This is a genomic window from Asanoa iriomotensis, assembly GCF_016862515.1.
Taxonomy (GTDB): Bacteria; Actinomycetota; Actinomycetes; order Mycobacteriales; family Micromonosporaceae; genus Asanoa; species Asanoa iriomotensis.
Genome location: NZ_BONC01000003.1, coordinates 58738 through 78347, shown reverse-complemented (window position 1 = coordinate 78347; position 19610 = coordinate 58738). Strand labels below are relative to the sequence as shown.

Genomic DNA, 19610 nt, shown 5'->3' with positions numbered 1-19610 from the left:
TCATGTCTCGTCCGTGGTGCCGGTGGTTTCGACCCGAGCGATGAGCAGCTTGAGCCGTCCGATCTCCGCGGCCAGCGCGGCGTCGCCGGCCTCGGTGAGCGTGACCCAGGTCCGCCCGCGCTTCCCCTCGTAGCCTTTCTCGACCTCGACCAGCCCGGCGGTCTCCAGCACGCCGAGGTGCTGGGAGAGGTTGCCGGCGGTCAGCGCCAACTGACTGCGCAGATAACCGAACTCGACCCGACGGGCCTCGTGCGCGATGGTGAGGATGCCCAGCCGAACCCGCTGGTGCACGACGTCGTCGAGCCCGGTGACGGGATGCGGGGTCACGCCCTCGTCGTTGTCCACCCGGTTCACCGGGCCCGCCGCAGCCGCTGCGCCCCCGCGAACCCGAGGGCGCCCAACGCCAGCACGCTGCCACTGATGATCAGCGGCGGCGCCTCGGACCAGCCGCCACCCCAGTAGGTGTCCCAGCCGAAGTTGATCGGCACCAGAACCACCGCGAGGTAGCCGAGGGCGAACAGCAGCAGAGCGACGTTCCGCTCGAGCCAGGCCAGCACCAGCAGCGCGACCCCGATCGCACCGAGGGGCGTGAGCAGCCGGAACAGCACCTGGACGGAGGTCGGCGGATGAAGCAGGTCCTGCGGGTCGCGCACGATCCAGCCGCCGGCGCCGACGGCAATCAGGCCGAACACCACGACCGTGGCGGCGACGCCGCTGATCGCGTACGGCAGCACCCGCACACCGACACCTCGGTCGCGGGCCACTGCCACGTATCCGCGGGTGATCACGATGTAGGCGACCACCATCGCGACCAGCCAGTAGATGTCCACGCCCGGGTCGAAGACCTTGCACGTCTCACCACCACCGGCAACGGGCTGGCAGTCCCGCGTGATCGGGCGACTCACCCGGGTAACCGGAATCGCCACGAACGTCACCACGGCCAGCACCAGCAGCGGCAACCAGGTCACCCGCTGCGCGATCCGCACCCGGCGCGCAAGCCCACGCACCTCACCCAACAGCCGCCGAGCATCTCCCCCGGCCGGCACCGCGTCAGAAGTCATACCAACAGGTTTCCATCACAAACCTGTTTGCGCTAGTCCCAATCTCAGACGACCTGGAATCGCGGTCGCGTCACGTCGACGCTCCCTTCCGCCGCCGAGGGCGCACCGCACGCTGTTCGGGGAAGGTCAAGCCGAAGCGAACCGCGGCCAGACGCACGGACGCGGTCACTACCACGCAGGCGAGCCCCGCGATCAAGGTCGGTGTGCCGAACTCGGCGAGCAGGATGAATGTCCCCGCCCCAGCCCCGGCGGCAACTGCGTAGAGAGTGCCGACCTGGAGGAAGGAGATCGGCAGGTTCAGGATGACGTCGCGCAGCATTCCGCCTCCGATGGCTCCGATGACACCGACGACCAGCGCCCCGGCTTCGCCGACGCCGAGAGACAGCGCCTTCGAGGCCCCGATCGCGCCGAACAGGCCCATGACGACCGCGTCGAGCACTGTGATCAGCCAGTCCGCTCGCGCGAACACCGGGTGCAGCATCATGCCGATGATGGCTGCGGCGCCGGCCACCAGCAGGTACCAGTTCTTCCAGACGACGACAGGCCGCTGATTGAGCACAACGTCGCGGAGCAGGCTGCCGCCGAGCGAGACGGCGAGACCGATCACGATGACGCCGAGCACGTCGATGCGGCGATGTCTCTCTCCTGCCGCGAACAGGGCGCCCTGAATGCCGCCGAGTCCGGTGGCGAGGAGCTCGATCCACAGCGCCACCTGAAATGGCGTGCTGGACATGGGGTCACACTCCGGGGGTCCGGGGCCGGCTCACGTGGCGTCTGCGAGCCGGCCCGGAGGTGAAGTGGTCGATGCGTCAGCGAGCGCTGCCGAGAGCGTTCTGTGCGGCGGTCGCGATGACGTCGGAGACGACGCCGGACTGCGTCATGAACAGGGCGTGGCTGGCCGAGACGTTGGTGATCTCCGCTCCGGCGCGCTGGGCCATGTGCTGCAGCATCGCCTGGTCGAAGGACTTGTCCTCCGTCGCGATTACGGCCCAGCTCGGCTTGTCACGCCAGGCGGCGTTCTTCACCGGCGTCGCGAACACGGCCATGTTGATGGGCACCTGCGTGTCGCGGAGGAAGGCGGCGTCCGCGTCGCTGGTGTCCGCTGCGAAGCCGGCCTTGAACTTGTCGTAGTTGAGGAAGCCATATCCGTCCTCGACGACGTCGATGACGAAGTCGGGCGTTGCGGCGAATCCCTCGTATTGCTGCGAGGTGGTCTCACCCGCGTCGGGCACCAGCGCCGACACGTAGACCAGCCCGGCGACCTTCGGGTGAACTCCCGCCTCGGTGATGACCGTGCCGCCCCAAGAGTGGCCAACGAGAATCGTCGGGCCGTCCTGCAGGTCGAGCACCCGCGTGGTCGCCGCGACGTCGTCCTCCAGCGAGGTGAGCGGGTTCTGCACGACCGTGACCCGGTAGCCCCGGGCCGTCAACTTGTCGTACACGCCGCGCCAGCCCGAACCATCAGCGAACGCGCCGTGCACCAGCACGACATTTTTGATCTCTTGACCGGTGGTGCTCATGAGGCTCGTCCTTCCGTTTGCCGCGCCCGGCGTTGCCCCGGAGCGGGTCTCGTGAGTCGGCGGCCACCGTCTCCGGTGTGCAATATACTGCACATCGGATGTGGCAACAAGGCTTCATTGACGGACCCCGTCGCCGGGTATGTAATATGTTGCATGCCAGTTCCCCACGTCTCGGACGCCATCCCTCGGGTGTTGCTGCGGGACAACGCCTTTCACTCCATCCGCGACGCGATCGTCGACGGCACGCTTGTGCCCGGGGAGCGGCTCAACGACGCCGATCTGGCCAGGTGGCTGGGAGTGAGCCGCACTCCGGTGCGCGAGGCGCTGGCCCGGCTCGAAGAGGCTGGCCTGGTCCAGACCAAGCCCGGCCGCTACACGATGGTCAGCCCGTTGGACGTTCGCACCGCGCGCGCAGCGCAATCGGTCACGGCAGCCATGCACGAGTTGGCAGTGCGTGAGGCGATACCCCATCTGTCGCCCGGTGACATCGCGGCCATGCGCGCGGCCAACAGCCGATTCGCAGCCGCGTTGCGATCCGGCGACGTCGACGCGGCGATCAGCTCGGACGACGAGTTCCACGGCATCGCGGTGGCAGCATCAGCGAACTCCGCGATCCACGCTGTGCTGGAGCAGTTCACCCCGCTGCTCCGCCGGCTCGAACGGGTGCGCTTCTCCTCGGTGAGCGGACGCGACTCAGTGGCTCAGCACGATCGCATCATCGACCTGTGCGAGGCCGGGGACGTCCAAGCCGCGGCGAGCGCGGCACGCGACAACTGGATGAGTCTGGACGCACTGTTCAATCCCGAACCGACTGGCTAGCCGTGGTCGAAGGGCCGGGAGCGTTGGCTCCCGGCCCTTCGTGTTCGTGCGGCTGCTCGTTAACCGGCCGCCGCTGGGTTGGTCACGTCGACGGTCAGCACGTTGCCCGTCTGGGCGGTGACCGTGGCCGTCACGCCGTGGCCGGCGACCTTGACGCTGTTCTGCGGGTTGGCGGTGCTGTAGTACGCCGTCGGGTCGCTGTCGTCGAACGTCGGCTTGCCGGCGTTGGCCGGGGCGCAGGCCGCCACGGTCTGCACCGTCTGTGCACCACCCTTGCCGGCCAGCACCTCCTTGTGCAGGCACATCTCCGGCACCATCTGGGTGCCGAAGGTGGCGTCGAACGGCTGGCGACGGTTGCTCGGCGCGGTGCCGTCGGGATAGGTGAACGGCGCCGGTCGGGCGTCCACCGGGAGCGAGAGACCCGTACCCGGGTGTTCCGAGGTGTTGTTGTCCTCGACCGTGTGGTCCACGTACCAGACCAGCATGCCGGGCCGGAACGAGAAGAACTCGACCCTGTTCGGCGCGGTGTACGCGTAGCTGAACTGGTATGGGCCGGTGCGCAGCGTGTCGTCGTAGCCGACCCACTGCCGGTTCTCGAGCAGGTAGTAGCGGTCGGCGGTGGCCGTCACCGTGCCGGTCGCCCGCTGCCACAGGCCCGTCGCCGTCCAGTCACCGGGCTGCTCGACGTTGTCGGAGAACAGCGTCGTGCCGCCGGCCTTGGCCACGATGTCGTCGAGGAACGCACCAGCGAAGTGGACACCGCCGTCCGTCTGGTACCGGAACCGGAAGTGGGTCGCGGCGCCGCCGGCGTCGTACGAGAACCGCAGCGTGGTCCAGCGTCCGTTGGACGAGCCGGTCACCGGCTGCCCGACGCGGGTCCAGCTGTCGCCGCCGTCGGTCGAGTATTCACCGTAGAGATAGTCGTATCCGGACTCGATGTCGTACCACGCCTGGGTGGTGACGGTGACTCGGCTGGCGGCCGGCACGGCACGCGACAGCGACTCGTTGAGGTGGTCGGCACTGCCGGTCCACCAGGCGTACTGGCCCGAAGCCGGCGTGGTGTAGGTCTTGGACGTCGTCGCGGAGGGCAGGTTCACCTTGATCGCCTGAGCGTTGGCGGCGTTGGCGTCCTGAGCGGGGTCGAGCAGGAACGTGCCGCTCTGGCCGAGGGCGACGTCGCGGTAGTCGAGCCAGCCGAGGAAAAGCTTCTCCTCGGGACCCATCAGGCCGGGCGTCGTGCCGATGCCCTCGTTGGCCTCCGCGCCGTGGCCGAGCCAGGAACCCGAGCTCATCAGGGTCCAGAACGCGGTGCCGTTCTCGCCGCCGGCGGTGTCGTAGTAGTCCGGCAGGCCGAGGTCGTGGCCGAACTCGTGGGCGAACACGCCCAGCCCGCCGTTCTCCGGCTCCGTGGTGTAGTCGCCGAGCCAGTAGTTCGACCCGCCGATCCGGGCGCCGCCGGACAGGTTGTGGTGGCCCGCGACGGTGGGGCCGGTCAGGCCGTAGTCGCCGCCGTTCACGTACCAGCGGTGCGACCAGATCGCGTCTTCACCCTGCGCGCCGCCGCCGGCGTCCTCGCCTTCACCGGCGTGGACAGCCTGGAAGTGGTCGATGTAGCCGTCCGACTCGTCGTAGTTGCCGTCGTTGTCGAAGTCGTACCGGTCCCAGACGTCGAACTGAGCCAGGTACGCATTGATCTGGTCGGGCGTCATGGACGCGAGCGCTTTCTGGTACCAAGCGTTGCCGGTGTCCTGGATGAACGCCCACGAGCCACCGTTGTCCTCGATGGCGTTGTCGCCGTAGTAGGACGCGTTGTAAGGGACCTGCACCCAGTCGCTGACGGTGTTCGTCACCGAGTACTTGCCCGAGGAAAGGTCTTCGTAGAAGCGCTTCATGGACTCGCCGGAGCCGTTGAACAGCTCCTCGTAGTGCGCGGTGTTGAAGTCGGCAGCCCAGGTGGTGGAGTTGTCCGCCGAACGGTCCGGCTGGGGGATCTCGTTGTGCAGCGGGCCGGGGACGGTGCCGTAGCGACCCACGGACTGCGTACCGAACTCCGACAGAATGGTGAAGATCTTGTCGGTCTTCTCGAACGCGACCTCGACGACGTTGTTCGTCGCGGCGTCGACCGTGACGTTGCCCTTCGCGTCGATCTTCGCGTCGCCGCGCGCCACTTTGGCGAGCGCGGCCTTCCGCTTCTCGGTCCAGGCCTTCGTCTGCGGGCCGGGACGGTTGTCCGGCCGGTGTGCCGCTACCGAAGCTTGGGTGGTGCCGTCGTTCGCGACCCGTTCAGCGCTGGCCGGGAGCTGCAGTGCAGCGACCGCCAACGCCACACCGGTCACCCCGACGACAGCAGAGCTGGTGAGCTTCCTCATCGAGTGGGTTCCTCCGGGGGTGGACGTACAAAGTGCCCCCGCGCCGCATGCGTCCTCAACCAGCGCGCGGGAGATACCAACACAGCGCCGAACGGCCAGGACGTGTCACAGACCTGTCTCGATCGATCGGGCCGCTGTGAGGTATCAGAGAGGTCGCTTGAACGCGAGAACGGCTCCGCCCGAACCGCGCGGAATCGGGTCGCATACAGCGAACCCCGTCCACCAGACCGTGCAGTGATGTCGATGTGCGTCCTTGCTCATGGTCTGGTGTTACCGTGAGCGGGCTTCAGCGGGACGAATCCCGAGACGGCGGTTGCCATCGCCAGCGCCGTCCTGGAGTTGACTTTTCGCTTGCGCATGGCCGAGTTGACGTGTGCGTCGACCGTTCTGATGGAGAGTCCCAGCGCGTTGGCGATCTCCCGGTTGGTCCGACCAGTGGCGAGCAGGCGGACCACCTCCGACTCTCGTGGCGAGAGGTCGTCGCCGTAGCCTCGCGGACCCCGTCGTGGCCTCCCTCGTTGGCGGTCGTGCTCCGACAGCACACGTTGTGTCCGCTCGGCGTCGCCGTGCGCGCCCAGGTCGGCCAAATCCTGTTTGACCTGCGCCAGCAGGTGCACACCGTCGTCCCGGTGCGCGGTGGTGAGCAGGCAGCCGCCCTGGCGTTTGCGGGCCAGCAGCGCGTCGTACGGCCTGGGCAGGGCCTGCCAGGTGTCCGCGGCCTGACCGTACAGCTCGGCTGCCCGTGTCGCCTCGCCGGAGCCTTCGGCGAGGATGGCCCGGCACAGCAGGAGGGCGGCCTGCCCGGCGGGTGCATGCCGGTCGCCAAGGTTCCGGGCGTAGGTGGTCACCAGCGCGGTCGCTTCGTTCATCCGGCCAGCCAACAAGAGTGCCTGTACGCGGACCGGCGCGAGGTCTGTGGCGTACAGCCAGATCTTCTTCTCAGTGACCAGCCGCAGGGGCCCTTCGGTCCACTCGAGCGCGTCCTCGATCCGGCCAGCCAACAGGTGCAGGCGGGCCAGCCCGACGGCCGGCGTCAGCGACGGATCGATGAGGACGCCACCGCCACGGCCCAACTCGACCGCTGACCGGAACGTCTGCTCCGCGTCGGCCCAGTCGCCAGCAGCGGTTTGCAGCAGACTGGTGATCAGCAGTGAGTCAACCTGGATTGTCGGTTCGTCGTCGAGCCCGGCCAGTGCGGTGGCACGATCGGCCAAGCCGTCCCAGGCGCCGGTGAACCAGTCCAGCCGTAGGTTGATCGACTGGCACTGGTCCTGCAGCCGCTGGTATCCGTGCGTCCGCGCCAGCCGGGAGGCCAGCGTGATGCGATATCGGGCCTCGTCGTAGCGGCCCCACTGCATCGCCGCCTCGGCCAGGTTGGCATTGCCGCGGGCGATCTGGGACAGCTCGTCCGCGGTACCCCCCTCGGTCGGGAACACCGCGGCGGAGGCCCAGCCGGCGTCATCGCCCAGAACCAGCAGGATGGTGGCCCGGTCGGCGTGCACCGCCAGGCGGTTGGGCGCTGGCGTCGAGGGGTCGGCCACGATGGTGGCCGCCCGGTCCAGCCAGCGCCGATAGTCGCCGGCCGAACTGTGGGTGGTGCTCAGCCAGCTGAGCATGATCGTCGCGTGCAGGTCCTCCAACGGCCGCTCGGCCAGGTCCGGGATGGCTTGCTCCAGCACCAGGTAAGCCGCGGCGAACTCGCCGGTGTGCAGCAGCATCCGTCCCAACTGCCAGCCGATCAGGCCGCGCTCGGTGGAGGTGAGGGCGGGATCGTCGCGCACCCGTCGCAGCACCTCGACCAGACCGCGCAGGAGCGCCTGGTCGACCCAGACCATCAGTAGGGGAATCTTGCCGATCAACCGAACCATCGTGGCGGCCGGCAGGTCGACGTGGGTCAGCAACTCATGGAGTATGCCCGCGACTGTCCGCGGGTCGCCGGAGGACATCGCCAGATCGGCGGCGTGCTCGGCGTAGCGGCACCACTCGTCGACCGCACCGGCCTCCCGGAAATGCCGCTGCAACTGGACGGCCGGCGGCCGCGACAGGCCCTCCAGCACCTGGCCGGCGCGAAGGTGCTCGCCGCGGCGTTGCCGGCTCGGGATCGACTCGTACACCGCCCGGCAAGCCAGGGCGTGCCGGAAGCTCAGTCGTCCAACCGCATCCTCCTGCAGCAGCCGACTGTCCAGCGCCTCGACAACCGCCTGTGAGCGCTGGCTCTCCGGCAGGTCACACACCGCCAGCAGGATGGCCTCTTCGACCGGATCGCCAAGCACCGCGGCCGCCCGCAACACCTCCTGCGCGCTCGCGCTCAACCGGTCCACGCGTTCCAACACCGCATCCCGCACACTGGGCGGCACAGCGATGTCCTCCAGTGCCCGCCGCAGCCACTCGCCGTCCTGGGTCACCAAGTCTGCCCGGTCACACAGCAACCGCACCGACTCCTCGATCGCCAGAGGCAAACCTTCGGTGTGCTCGCGCAGGAATGCGGCGAACGCCCCGGAAACCGGTTCATCGTCCAACATGGACGACACCAGCCGTCCGGTTTCCACCACGTCCAACGGGGCCAACTGCACGAGCAGTCGGGCCATTCCCTCGGGCAACCGGCTGGCCAACCACCGCAGCGACGAGTCGGCTGGCACGTCCTCCGGTCGGTATGTCAGTACCAGGCTCGGCTTCGGTCCGCGGCGCGCTGTCAGGAACAACAGGAACTCCAGCGTCGCTTCATCCGCCCAGTGCACGTCCTCCAGCACCAGAACCCGCAAACCTAACCGGTCCAGCACCTCGGCCAGCGCCCGGAACAAGCGGTGTCGCGCCGCCGCCGGTTCCGTCAACGGCTCCGGAGGCGGGGGTAGACCGGCCATCCACTCCGGGAACAACGGCCGCAACGCACCGGCCAACGGGCTCAGCCCCAACCCGTCGACCCGGTCGACCGTGCTGGTCAGCGCCTCCACCACCGGCCCGAGGGTGAACGGCTGCCGGAACGGCGGGCACGTCCCTACGAGTACCCGTCCCGACCGCTGAGGCGACGTGGCGGTGAGCAGTTCCCGCACCAGCCGGCTCTTCCCCATCCCGGCTTCGCCCTCGACCAGTACCGCCGCCGGCGCCCCGGCGAGTGCCTGTGCGATGGCGGACACCTCGCGGTCACGACCCGTGAAACGCGGCGCCCGAACCGCCGACGCGCCCGCCCGTCGCCCGCCGCCCCCACCGCCTCGGGATCTTGTATCCATCTTATTAATCTGAATATATACCGTGTCAGGGTCAAGGCTCTCGAATCGCCTGCGGCCGACGGACTGCCGTCCGACCAGCCCGCGCAAGATCGAGAAGCCGCAGGTCGGACGCCCTGAGCCCACAGAGCCCTTCATCTATGTATGACAAGGAACAGAGGGCGCGCTTCGGAGCCAGTGGTCCTAGTGGCGCACATATCGCAACTTATGCAGCCACATCGGCGCAACGGGTTCGGCGAGCGTTCCATCGACGAAAACCACTAGGTAATTCCGCGAATATGCAGCGGCATCCATCGGCTTGGATACTTCCTTCGCTACCTGCGTCCCAAGGGGGCATCGAGGATGATCGAACCAGTGCCTGTGTCCACTGACGACTCCGCACCCGAGCCGGCAACGCCGGTTGAGGCCGCGAAGCCCGTTGAGGAGCCAGCCGCAGGGCGCCGGACCGGCGGTAATGACCAGGCGTCCATCGGCGACGACTACGACGGCTACGAGCGATTGTGAGCCGGACACGCAGTCCACATTGGGCAGGTTAGGGAGCTCCGGGCAACCGGGCTGCCCTGTGTCGCAGATATCGAGAAAGGACCCTGCATGTTCTCGTACGAGGGGCCACCCAGCGTGGCTCGAGGAAGACTGAGGTCGGCGTTCACCATCGCGGCGACCGCACTCGCCATGGTCGTCGCCGGAGCGGGTCCGGCGGCCGCACGGACGACGGAGGCCGCGGCGCCGGACGGAGGCGGCGTCGCAACTGTGACGCAGGCGTCCGCGAAGATCACCGCCGAGGCGACGAAGCAGCTCACAGCGAACAAGAGCGCGGACTTCTGGATCAAGTTCGCCGCGAAGGCGGACCTGGCGCCGGCCTACAAGATCGCCGACAGCGACAAGCGCGGGAAGTACGTGTACGACACGCTGCGCGCCACCGCGAAGCAGTCGCAGTCCGATGTGATCGCCCAGCTCAACGCCGCAGGCGCCAACTACGAGAGCTTCTGGATCAACAACTCGATCTACGTCGCGGACGGCACACTCGGCCTGGCGCAGAGCGTCGCCGCGTTCAGCACCGTCGCCGGCGTCCACCAGCAGTTCAAGATGGCGGAGACCAAGCCGGTGGCGTCCCAGCCGGCCGGTCCCAAGCTGACGGCCGCCGTGGAGTGGGGGGTCGCCGCGATCAACGCCCCAGAGGTCTGGGACCGCGGGGTCACGGGCGAGGGGATCACCGTCGCGAGCTTTGACACCGGCGTCGACGTAACGCACCCGGCTCTGCGGTCGAAGTACCGCGGCACGAACGCCGACGGCTCGCTCAGCAACGACTACAACTGGTTCGACATCCCCGACACCTGCGACGGCGCCCCTTGCCCGAGCAGTGGTGAGCACGGCACGCACACCACAGGCACGATGGTCGGCCAGGACGGGGCAAACCAGATCGGCGTCGCGCCGGGCGCGAAGTGGATCGCCGCGAACTGCATCGACAACGACGGGTGCGCTTTCGACGACTACCTGGTCGACGCACAGTGGTTCCTCGCTCCGACCCGCATGGACGGTAGCGACGCGGACCCGACGATGCGCCCCGACATCATCAACAACTCGTGGGGCATCCCGCCGGGCGTCAACCTTCCCGAGGACTGGATGAGCGCCGAGACCCAGGCCTGGGACGCCTCGGGCATCTTCGGCGCCTGGGCGGCCGGCAACGAGGGCCCGAACTGCTCGACCGCCCGCTTCCCGGGCGAGTTCACGCACACCTACGCCGCCGGCGCGTACGACATCAACGGCAACATCGCGAGCTTCTCGGCCCGCGGTCCGGGGCGGGACAACGCCGTCAAGCCGAACATCGCGGCTCCGGGCGTGAACGTGCGCTCGTCGGTTCCCGGCGGCTACGCCAACGCCTCGGGCACCTCGATGGCCACGCCACACCTGGCGGGCGCCATCGCGCTGCTATGGAGTGCCTCGCCGGCGATGTACCGCGACATCGAGGGCACCAAGGCGCTGCTCGACCGGACCGCTGTGGACACCGAGAACACGACCTGCGGCGGCACCGCGGGGGACAACAACGTGTGGGGCGAGGGCAAGCTCGACGCCGCGGCGCTCGTCGAGGCCGCGCCGACCACGGGCGTCGGCACTCTCACGGGCACCGTGAAGGACGCCGCGGGTGCCCCGATCGCGGGTGCCCGTGTCGTGGCCGACGGCGACGACTCGGACCGCACCGTCCTCACGGGCGCGGACGGCACCTTCACCGCCAGCCTGCCCGTGGGCGACTACGACGTCTCGGCAAGCGCGTTCGGCTACCAGACCGAGTCGGCGACCGCGACCATCACCGAGGACGCGAGCACCACGGTCAACCTGACGCTCGAGGCGGCGCCGTCGCACAGGGTGTCGGGAACCGTCACGTCCGCCGGCGCGCCGGTCGGGGGTGCGACTGTCACGATCGCGTCGCAGATCGAGCCCGTCACGACGGGTGCCGACGGCACGTTCACGTTCCCGTCGGTCCCGGAAGGCACGTACGAGCTGGCGGTCACGGCGGGAAGCTGCAACGCCCCGTTCTCCCGCCAGGTCGTGGTCGACGGCGACGAGGCGGTGCCCGTCGCGCTCGCCCCCAAGAAGGACGCGTTCGGCTACACCTGCGCGGTCTCCGAGGGCGCGTACCTGCGGGGAACCACCCGGACACCCCTCACCGGTGACGACGCGAGCGTGACGGTGAACCTGCCGTTCAACTTCGGGTTCTACTTCGGCAAGTACGACAGGGCGTTCGTGTCGAGCAACGGGTACCTGAACTTCCTCGCCGCGAACTCTGTCTACTCCAACGGCGCCATCCCCAGCCCGTCCGTGCCCAACGCCGCTGTCTACCCCTTCTGGGACGACCTGGTGATGGACGCGCAGTCGGGCCTGTACACCGGTGCGACCACGGTGGGCGGCAAGCAGGCCTTCACGATCGAGTGGCGCGACGTGTTCCCGCTCAACTCGAGCGCCACCCGCTTCTCGTTCTCGGCGACACTCCTGTCCGACGGCACGATCGTCACGGGCTATGGTCCGGGCGCAGCGGACGATCGCACCAAGGGCAACTCGGCCACCATCGGCATCGAGAACGAGGCCGGCTCCGGCGCGCTTCAGTACTCGGCCAACACCGTCGCGACCCGCGACGGTCTGACGATCACCTACGACCAGCCGGCCCTGGGAACCGTCAGCGGAGTGATCCGCGACTTCAACACCAAGGCGCCGATCCAGGGCGCCACGGTCACCGCCACCAACCGGGCGGATGGGGCGGAGCGCGTCGCTACCACGGGCGCCGATGGCGCGTACTCGCTGAGCCTGCTTCTCGGCAGTTATGACCTTCTGATCGAGGCCGACGACTACGAGAGCGCGACGAGGGCGGCGAACCTGACGGAAGAGGGTCAGGTGCTGACGCGCAGCGTGCAGCTCAACGCCGGTCGGATCGCGGTCAGCAAGGAGTCGATCGCGGCGACGCTCGGAATGGGTGAGTCGGTTACCCGGACCTTCCAGGTGTCGAACACGGGCTCGGCTCCTGTCCAGGTCGACATCGGCGCCGGCGGCGGGTCGTTCGTGCCGCTCGGCTCGACGGCGGCCGGCACCGCGGTGATCAAGGGCGTCGAGGGCCCGGCGACCGTCGCCAGGTCGACGAAGCCCTCGGGCGGGTCGCTCAGTACGTCCAAGGGGCGGCTGTCGACGTCGGGCGCCAAGCTGGGTGCGTCGATCACTCCGAAGGCGGCTGCCATCCCGCTCGCGGAGCAGACCATCACCCACTCGGCGTCGCAGACGATCGCGACCGGGAACTCGGCCTCGTGCAACAACGGAATCCAGACGCAGGACAACAAGTACCTGCGGACGTTCAAGCTGAGCGACTTCGGCATCACCGGGTCGTTCGACGTTTCCCAGGTGCAGTTCGGTGTCGAGACGACGACCTCGGCCCAGCCGCTCGCGGTCAACCTGTACTCGCTCGTGGGAGACCTCCGCTACGCGAACATGACGGAGCTCGGCAGCACGGCCGTCACGGTCGCCGCGGACGCGGACGGCACCATCGTCACGGTCCCGGTCGAGGGATCCGTTCCGGCAGGCGGCACCCTCGTGGTTGAGGTTGACGTGCCGGCCGGCGGCTTCTTCTTCATCGGGTCCAACGACGAGGGCCAGACGGCGCCCAGCTACATCGCGTCGAACGCGTGCAGCATCAGTGAGCCGACCGACACGACCGATATCGACTTCCCCGGCATGCACCTGGTGATGAACGTCTCCGGTGAGTCCGCCGGCGGCGGAGGTGTCGGGTGGCTCGACGTGCAGCCGGGACGAGTGACCCTCCAGCCGGGCGCTCAGGTCCAGGTGTCGTCCCTGATCACCGCGAACGTCGATCAGCCCGGCACCTACGGGGCTTCGATCCAGCTCCGCGCCAACACGCCGTACGACGAGCCGTCCGTCTCGGCCACGCTGAACGTCAAGCGTCCCGCCGGGTGGGGCAAGATCACGGGCACGGTCAAGGGCGCGGGAACGCCACTGGAGGGAGCTGTCGTCCACCTCGACGGGCTCGCCTACGACGCCACACTGATCACGGGCGCCGACGGCACCTACAGCTACTGGATGGCAGCTTCGAACGCTCCGGTCCAACTGACCGTGGCCGCCAACGGCTACGTACCCCAGACCAGAAAGGCCCAGATCATCAACGGCCAGACAACGGTGTACGACTTCAACCTGACACGACTGCCCTGACCTGAAACACACGCTCAAGACGAAGGGCCCGGCCTCTGTGGGGAGGCCGGGCCCTTCTTCGAGCTGGGTCGATGGAGACCACCGTCCGCACCAGGATGCGGTGTCGAGCGTCGCGGCGACGAAACTGCTGTCACGAAGCCGAGCCGGCGAGCTCGGACCCAACGGCAACGTTGGGTCCGACCTGGCATGCCGCGGACCGCGCCCACCGGACCGTGGGGTCTCCGGGGGGTCGCCCCGGAATCAGAATGCCGAATGGCTTCCTAGACCGTGGCCGCGCCAGCGGACATGGTCTAGGAGGCCATTCGGGTGGGGTCGGCGGGACTCGAACCCGCACTGAAACGGTCCTAAGCCGTTTGCCTCATGCCAATTGGGCTACGACCCCGCTCAAGGTAACACCAGTCGCGACTTGTTGGAATAGGTTGACAGGACGTCGCGTTCCAGGATCGTGGGGCGACCAGGATCTGACCTCGACAGCGCCCCACACAGCAACCACCGCACCGTGGGGTCCGGGGGTCGCCCCCGGAATAGGAATATGCGACACAAATGGGCCCTGTTGGATCTTGCTCGGGAGCAAAATCCAACAGGGCCCATTTGTGGAGCCGAGGGGACTCGAACCCCTGACCCCCACACTGCCAGTGTGGTGCGCTACCAGCTGCGCCACGGCCCCAAATCGCACCCGGTGTCCCGGGCACTCGCGCAATATTACACATGCCCCACCGCGGGGTCATCTTGCAGGGTGGGTCAGTTGAGGGCCACGTCCGCCGGGAAGTGGGCCACCGCCGACAGGATGCCGCCCTGGCGGCGCAGGACCATCGGCCACAGGTCGTCCGGGCGGTCGACGAAGGCGTCACCCGGCAGGGCGTCGAAGACGAACCACGAGCCGCTCTGGATCTCCTCCTCGAGCTGGCCCGGTGACCAACCCGAGTATCCCGCGAACACCCGTATGCAGGTCAGCTTCTCCCGCAGCGCTTCCGGGTCGATCGACAGGTCCAGCGTGCCGATCGAGCCCGACACCGGATGGAAGCCGCGCATCCGTGGGCGTTGCGCGCGCATGCGGGCCAGGCAGATCGCCGACTCCGGTTGGACCGGGCCGCCCTCGAAGAGCACCGCCGGGTCGCGGGCCAGCGTGCCCCAGGCGCCCAGGACGTCCGAGACCGCTACCTCCGTCGCCCGGTTGAGAACCACGCCCAACGCCCCGCCAGGCTCGTGTGCGACCAGCAGGACCACCGTGCGGTCGAAGTTCGGGTCCTTGAGCGCCGGCGTGGCCACCAGGAGTCGACCGGTCATCGACTCCATCGACCGGCCCCCGATCGCCTGCCCCTCGCCGTGCACGCGCCTACCCCCCGAACCCGCCGCACGGGGACAGGACATCAGGCGCGACCACCCACGCGCAACACATGTCTGGCACCCTAGCCTGACCTACGGCCATGGTTAAGGCTGACAGCCTCGGCGAGAGGGATGAAAGTGACAGCACCTGCGGAGCTTGCGGTAATCGGCGGTTCGGGTCTCTACGCCTTGCTCGACGACGCCACGGAGCACGACGTCGACACCCCGTACGGCAAGCCGTCCGACCCGATCACGGTGGCGCGCGTCGGCGACCGCAACGTCGCGTTCCTGCCGCGGCACGGTCGCGACCACCGCTTCCCGCCCCACCGCATCCCCTACCGCGCCAACCTGTGGGCCCTCCGCCAACTCGGCGTGCGCCAGATCCTGGCACCCTGCGCCGTCGGCGGCCTGCGCCCCGAGCTGGGCCCGGGCGCCTTCGTGATCCCCGACCAGCTCCTCGATCGCACCTCGGGCCGCACACAGACCTACTACGACGGCGGCGCGGTGCACGTGAACTTCGCCGACCCCTACTGCCCGGTCGGCCGCGAAACGCTGAAGCGGGCCGCGAAGGAGATCAACCCGACCGACAGCGGCACCATGGTCGTCGTCGAAGGCCCCAGATTCTCCACCCGCGCCGAGTCCCGCTGGTTCACCTCGATCGGCGGCGCTGTCGTGAACATGACCGGCTACCCGGAAGCGGTCCTGGCCCGCGAGCTCGCCCTCTGCTACACCACCATCGCCCTGGTCACCGACTTGGACGCCGGCGTCGAGGGCGACCACGGCGTCACCCACGAGGAGGTCTTCCGGGTCTTCGGCGAGAACACCGCCAAGCTGCGCGGCATCCTGATGGACGCGCTGGCCACCATCCCACTCGACCGCGACTGCCCGTGCGGCCACGCGCTCGACGGCCTCAAGCTGCCGATCGAGCTGCCGTGAGCACTAAGAAAAGCCCACCGGCAACAGTGCCCCGGTCAACGCGTCGAGCACCGGCCGGTCACCCAGCGGGTCGGTCAAGGCGACGCTCACCGGTTCGAGCAGCAACTGGTCGGTGCAGACGCCGTCGGTGCGGGTGACGCCGCCGGCGACGACGACAACGTGCGGGCGTTCGACGACCAGCGGCGTGATTTCGCGGTCGCAGGCGCCGACGCCGAGCACGTAGCGCACCTCCAGCCCGTCGACCCCGGTCACGTGCTGCGCCGCGACCATCCCCGGCGGCGCCGCGCGGCTGGGTGTCGCCGCGGCCGACGGGGCCGGCGACGGGTCGGCCACCGCCGCGTGCAGCACCGCGCGGCCCCCGTCGATCTGGAACCGCCACGCCGGCACGGTCGCGACCCCGCGGCTCGTGCGCATCTCGATCGTGGCCAGCGACGCCCCGCGCACGGTCAACCCGACACAGTCACCACCGGCGGGCCCCGAAACAGAGCCGTCAGGCCCGGCGGACGGCGCGACAGGAGAAGGAGCCTCTGAGGAGCAGGGCGGCGGATCACCAAGATCCATTTTCTGGTACGCCTCCGCGGCGCTCAACACCGAGACCGGCAGCGGCCCGTCACGGAACAGCACGGTCCCGCGGGCCGGCCGGTCGCCGGGCAGCGAAACCGCCGACTCCCACCAACCTGCCGCCAGCGCGCGCTTCTCGGGCTCGAGCATCGACCCCTCGACCGTGACCGGCGACTGGAGCGGCACGAAACCCTTCGACCATCCCTCGCCGGAAGGTGACCAGGCATCCGCGACCTCGGCCGCCCATTGCTCGACAGCCTGATGGTCCGGTGCACCAAGCCCGCCGCCGTCGCCGACACTGCCCGGCGAGGCACACGCCGACAGCGCCACGACAAGGACACCACCGACGACGGCGGCGAGACGACCCGCCCGTACGAAACCCATGCCGTTCTGACGGTTATGCACCCAGGCCGGTTCCGCGAGATCACCCGAACAGGTCAGGTTTCTCCCCCGATGTCGGTCTCGTACGCGTCGTAAACCAGGTCCGCCCCGCGTTGCCGGTGCCGGGACAGCGCGCGCAGGATCTCACCGCCGCAACCCCGAAGCTCCTCGATCCGCGCGCCCGGCAGGTCGGCGCGGCGCTGCAACGCCGACATCGACACCGCGATCACGGCGTGCTCCCGAGTCAGCACCTGGACCCGCCGGTGCAGCCGCGGCGCGTGTTCGAGCAGTTCGGCGTAGAGCCCGTCCTCGCCCTCCGTCACCACGATGTGCTCCGCGAACGCGCCGCGCAGCGCGCGCAGCCGGTTGCTCATCCGCTCACGCCAGCCCGGCTCCGCGCTCGGTGACGCGATCGCGTGCTCGAACATCTGGATCTCGCGCAGTAACGCCGCCCGATGCCGGCGCGCCACCTGGAGGGAAACCGCATCGGCAAATGTCGGTTGTGTGCCGCCCACCGCACACCTCCCGGTCTCGAAGACCTTTGCACCGATAGTGACCGCGCCCGCGGCGCGCTGTAAAGAGGAAGGGCGAAACCCGTTCGTACCAGGCAACCCAACGGCACCGGCGGACCCGCTAGCCTGGCTGACCATGACCAGGTACGGCGCGATGTACGGCCCCGACATCACCTTCCTCGGCGTGCCGCCGTGCGACCTCGACGAGCCGGCGGCCTGGGCCGACGCCGACGTGGTTATCCTGGGCGCGCCGTTCGACGGCGGCACCTCGCACCGGCCCGGCACGCGGTTCGGCCCGTCGGCCATGCGCCAGGCCTGCTACCTGCCGCACGACGGCTCGCGTCCGTCGCTCGCGCTGCGCACCGACGGGCTCAAGGACATCAAGGTGTACGACGCCGGCGACGTCGAGTGCTTCTCCGGCGACATCGAGAAGAGCGTCCGGGTGATCGAGGCGGCGGTCGCGACGATCGCGGGCACCGGCGCGATACCGGTCGTGCTCGGCGGCGACCACACGATCGCGCTGCCCGACGTGACCGGCGTGGCCCGCGCGCACGGCTTCGGCCGGGTCTCCGTGGTCCACTTCGACGCGCACGCCGACACCGGCGACACCGAGTTCGGCTCGCTGCTCGGCCACGGCCAGCCCATGCGCCGGCTGATCGAGTCGGGTGCCGCGCGCGGCGACCGGTTCCTGCAGATCGGCCTGCGCGGTTACTGGCCGGGTCCGGAAACGCTGGACTGGATGGCGGCGCAGGGCATGCGGGCGTACGAGATGAGCGAGATCGTCGCCCGTGGCCTGGACGCGTGCCTGACGGAGGCGTTCGCGACGGCGGTCGACGACTGCGACGGCGTGTTCCTCTCGGTCGACGTCGACGTGGTCGACCCAGGCATGGCACCGGGCACCGGCACGCCCGAGCCCGGCGGGCTGACCTCGCGCCAGCTCCTCGACGCCGTCCGCCGCGTCTGCCTCGAGCTCCCGGTGGTCGGCGTCGACGTGGTCGAGGTGTCGCCGCCGTACGACCATGCCGAGGTGACCGCCTTCCTCGCCAACCGGGTCGTGCTGGAGGCGCTGTCCGCCATCGCGTACCGCCGTCGTGGTGTGGTCTGGGATCCGGCCAGGCCGCTGCTCGACCGATGAAATTGGTCACCAGCGATTGTCCTGACCGGCCGGTCGCGGTCTGATCGAGGCATGGTCGAGGTCACCGGCACCGCGCAACGGGCCGCCTGGCAGCGCAAGGAGCTGCCACCGGTAGAGCCGGTCCGGCCTGGCCTGTGGTCGATCCCGGTGCCGATGGCCGGCAGTCCGTTGCGTTATGTGCTGGTGTACGCGCTCGCGCTGCCCGACGGCGTGGCCCTCGTCGACGCCGGCTGGCCGACCGACGACGCCTGGGCCGCCCTGGTCTCCGGCTTGGCCGACTGCGGTTACGCGCTCACCGACGTGCGGGCCGTGCTGATCACGCACTGGCACGCCGACCATCACGGCCTGGCGGGCCGGGTCCGGGAGGCATCCGGCGCGTGGATCGGCATGCACGCGCTCGACGCCGCGGCCGTCGAAGGCCGCGCGGATTCATCGACCATGACCTCATGGGTACGCGCCCGGGGCGGCTCTGACGTCGATGTCGCCGAGATGGCCCGGGACGCACGGCGGTTCCGTGAGCTGGCAACGCCGGACCGGCTGATCGACGACGGCGAGCTGCTGCCGGGCGGCGTCCGTGCGGTGTGGACGCCCGGGCACACGGCCGGGCATCTCTGCTTCTTCGACGAGGAGCGGCGGCTGTTGCTGGCCGGTGACCACGTGCTGCCGCGGATCAGCCCCAACATCACCCTCCACCCAGGACAGGGCGCGGACCCGCTCGGCGACTTCCTCGAATCGCTCACCCGCACGGGTGAACTGCCGGCGGAGGAGGTGCTGCCGGCGCACGAATACCGGTTCGCCGGCCTGCGCGACCGGGTCACGGCCTTGCACGCGCACCACGCGGCGCGGTTGGCCGAGGTGGTCGGCCTGGTCTCGACCGCACCGGACGCCACGACCTGGGACATCGCGGAGCGACTGACCTGGTCGCGCCCGTGGCCAGAGGTGCTGGGGATGATCCGGCGTTCGGCGGTGGGTGAGACGTACGCGCATCTCGCGCACCTGGCCCGGCGCGGCACGGTGCTGCGGGCGGACGGCGAGGTGGACCACTGGCGGCTAGCCTGA

At 69.2% G+C, this 19610-nt stretch carries 14 protein-coding genes and 2 tRNA genes; 5 read left to right on the top strand and 11 right to left on the bottom strand.

Annotated features, from left to right (window positions below):
- From Air01nite_RS03540 to Air01nite_RS03525, 4 genes are all read right to left on the bottom strand, one after another.
- A complete protein-coding gene (locus Air01nite_RS03540) occupies positions 1-354 on the bottom strand; it encodes a transcriptional regulator (RefSeq protein ID WP_373310300.1) in 354 nt (117 codons plus the stop codon).
- Positions 351-1061: a hypothetical protein gene (locus Air01nite_RS03535; RefSeq protein WP_203700316.1), complete on the bottom strand. Its 711-nt coding sequence runs from the start codon at positions 1059-1061 to the stop codon at positions 351-353. The genes Air01nite_RS03540 and Air01nite_RS03535 overlap by 4 nt, the downstream gene beginning before the upstream one ends.
- Before the next feature lie 70 nt (positions 1062-1131).
- The gene (locus Air01nite_RS03530) at positions 1132-1794 is read right to left on the bottom strand and encodes a trimeric intracellular cation channel family protein (RefSeq protein WP_203700315.1); all 663 of its coding nucleotides are present in this window, start codon (positions 1792-1794) and stop codon (positions 1132-1134) included.
- Positions 1795-1870: 76 nt separating this feature from the next.
- The gene (locus tag Air01nite_RS03525; protein ID WP_203700314.1) at positions 1871-2581 is read right to left on the bottom strand and encodes an alpha/beta fold hydrolase; all 711 of its coding nucleotides are present in this window, start codon (positions 2579-2581) and stop codon (positions 1871-1873) included.
- A 189-nt stretch (positions 2582-2770) separates the two neighbouring features.
- Here Air01nite_RS03525 and Air01nite_RS03520 point away from each other — a divergent pair, with 189 nt between their 5' ends.
- Positions 2771-3400: a GntR family transcriptional regulator gene (locus Air01nite_RS03520; RefSeq protein WP_239090461.1), complete on the top strand. Its 630-nt coding sequence runs from the start codon at positions 2771-2773 to the stop codon at positions 3398-3400.
- Positions 3401-3459: 59 nt separating this feature from the next.
- Here Air01nite_RS03520 and Air01nite_RS03515 read toward each other — a convergent pair whose 3' ends face one another.
- Both Air01nite_RS03515 and Air01nite_RS03510 read right to left on the bottom strand, forming a co-directional pair.
- Complete coding sequence (locus Air01nite_RS03515; protein WP_239090460.1) at positions 3460-5769, bottom strand: immune inhibitor A domain-containing protein; 2310 nt, start codon at positions 5767-5769, stop codon at positions 3460-3462.
- Between the two features lie 257 nt (positions 5770-6026).
- Complete coding sequence (locus Air01nite_RS03510; RefSeq protein WP_203700312.1) at positions 6027-9131, bottom strand: helix-turn-helix transcriptional regulator; 3105 nt, start codon at positions 9129-9131, stop codon at positions 6027-6029.
- A gap of 453 nt (positions 9132-9584) precedes the next feature.
- On the opposite strand from Air01nite_RS03510, the gene Air01nite_RS03505 reads away from it, so the two are divergent.
- Entirely contained in the window at positions 9585-13700 is a 4116-nt protein-coding gene (locus Air01nite_RS03505) for a carboxypeptidase regulatory-like domain-containing protein (RefSeq protein WP_203700311.1), read from the top strand.
- 307 nt (positions 13701-14007) lie between these two features.
- On the opposite strand, the gene Air01nite_RS03500 is transcribed toward Air01nite_RS03505, so the two are convergent.
- From Air01nite_RS03500 to Air01nite_RS03490, 3 genes are all read right to left on the bottom strand, one after another.
- Positions 14008-14082 (bottom strand) — tRNA-Leu (locus Air01nite_RS03500).
- A gap of 212 nt (positions 14083-14294) precedes the next feature.
- Positions 14295-14367: transfer RNA gene (locus Air01nite_RS03495), tRNA-Ala, on the bottom strand.
- 74 nt (positions 14368-14441) lie between these two features.
- The gene (locus tag Air01nite_RS03490) at positions 14442-15032 is read right to left on the bottom strand and encodes a YqgE/AlgH family protein (protein ID WP_239090459.1); all 591 of its coding nucleotides are present in this window, start codon (positions 15030-15032) and stop codon (positions 14442-14444) included.
- A 132-nt stretch (positions 15033-15164) separates the two neighbouring features.
- Here Air01nite_RS03490 and Air01nite_RS03485 point away from each other — a divergent pair, with 132 nt between their 5' ends.
- Positions 15165-15962: an S-methyl-5'-thioadenosine phosphorylase gene (locus Air01nite_RS03485; RefSeq protein ID WP_203700310.1), complete on the top strand. Its 798-nt coding sequence runs from the start codon at positions 15165-15167 to the stop codon at positions 15960-15962.
- Between the two features lie 3 nt (positions 15963-15965).
- On the opposite strand, the gene Air01nite_RS03480 is transcribed toward Air01nite_RS03485, so the two are convergent.
- Complete coding sequence (locus tag Air01nite_RS03480; RefSeq protein ID WP_203700309.1) at positions 15966-16907, bottom strand: hypothetical protein; 942 nt, start codon at positions 16905-16907, stop codon at positions 15966-15968.
- Between the two features lie 53 nt (positions 16908-16960).
- The gene (locus tag Air01nite_RS03475; protein ID WP_203700308.1) at positions 16961-17374 is read right to left on the bottom strand and encodes a hypothetical protein; all 414 of its coding nucleotides are present in this window, start codon (positions 17372-17374) and stop codon (positions 16961-16963) included.
- 178 nt (positions 17375-17552) lie between these two features.
- Here Air01nite_RS03475 and speB point away from each other — a divergent pair, with 178 nt between their 5' ends.
- Positions 17553-18551 carry an agmatinase gene (speB, locus tag Air01nite_RS03470; protein WP_203700307.1) on the top strand — a complete coding sequence of 333 codons (999 nt, stop codon included), beginning with the start codon at positions 17553-17555 and terminating at the stop codon, positions 18549-18551.
- 51 nt (positions 18552-18602) lie between these two features.
- Positions 18603-19610, top strand: coding sequence for an MBL fold metallo-hydrolase (locus tag Air01nite_RS03465; RefSeq protein WP_203700306.1), 1008 nt, complete (start codon positions 18603-18605; stop codon positions 19608-19610).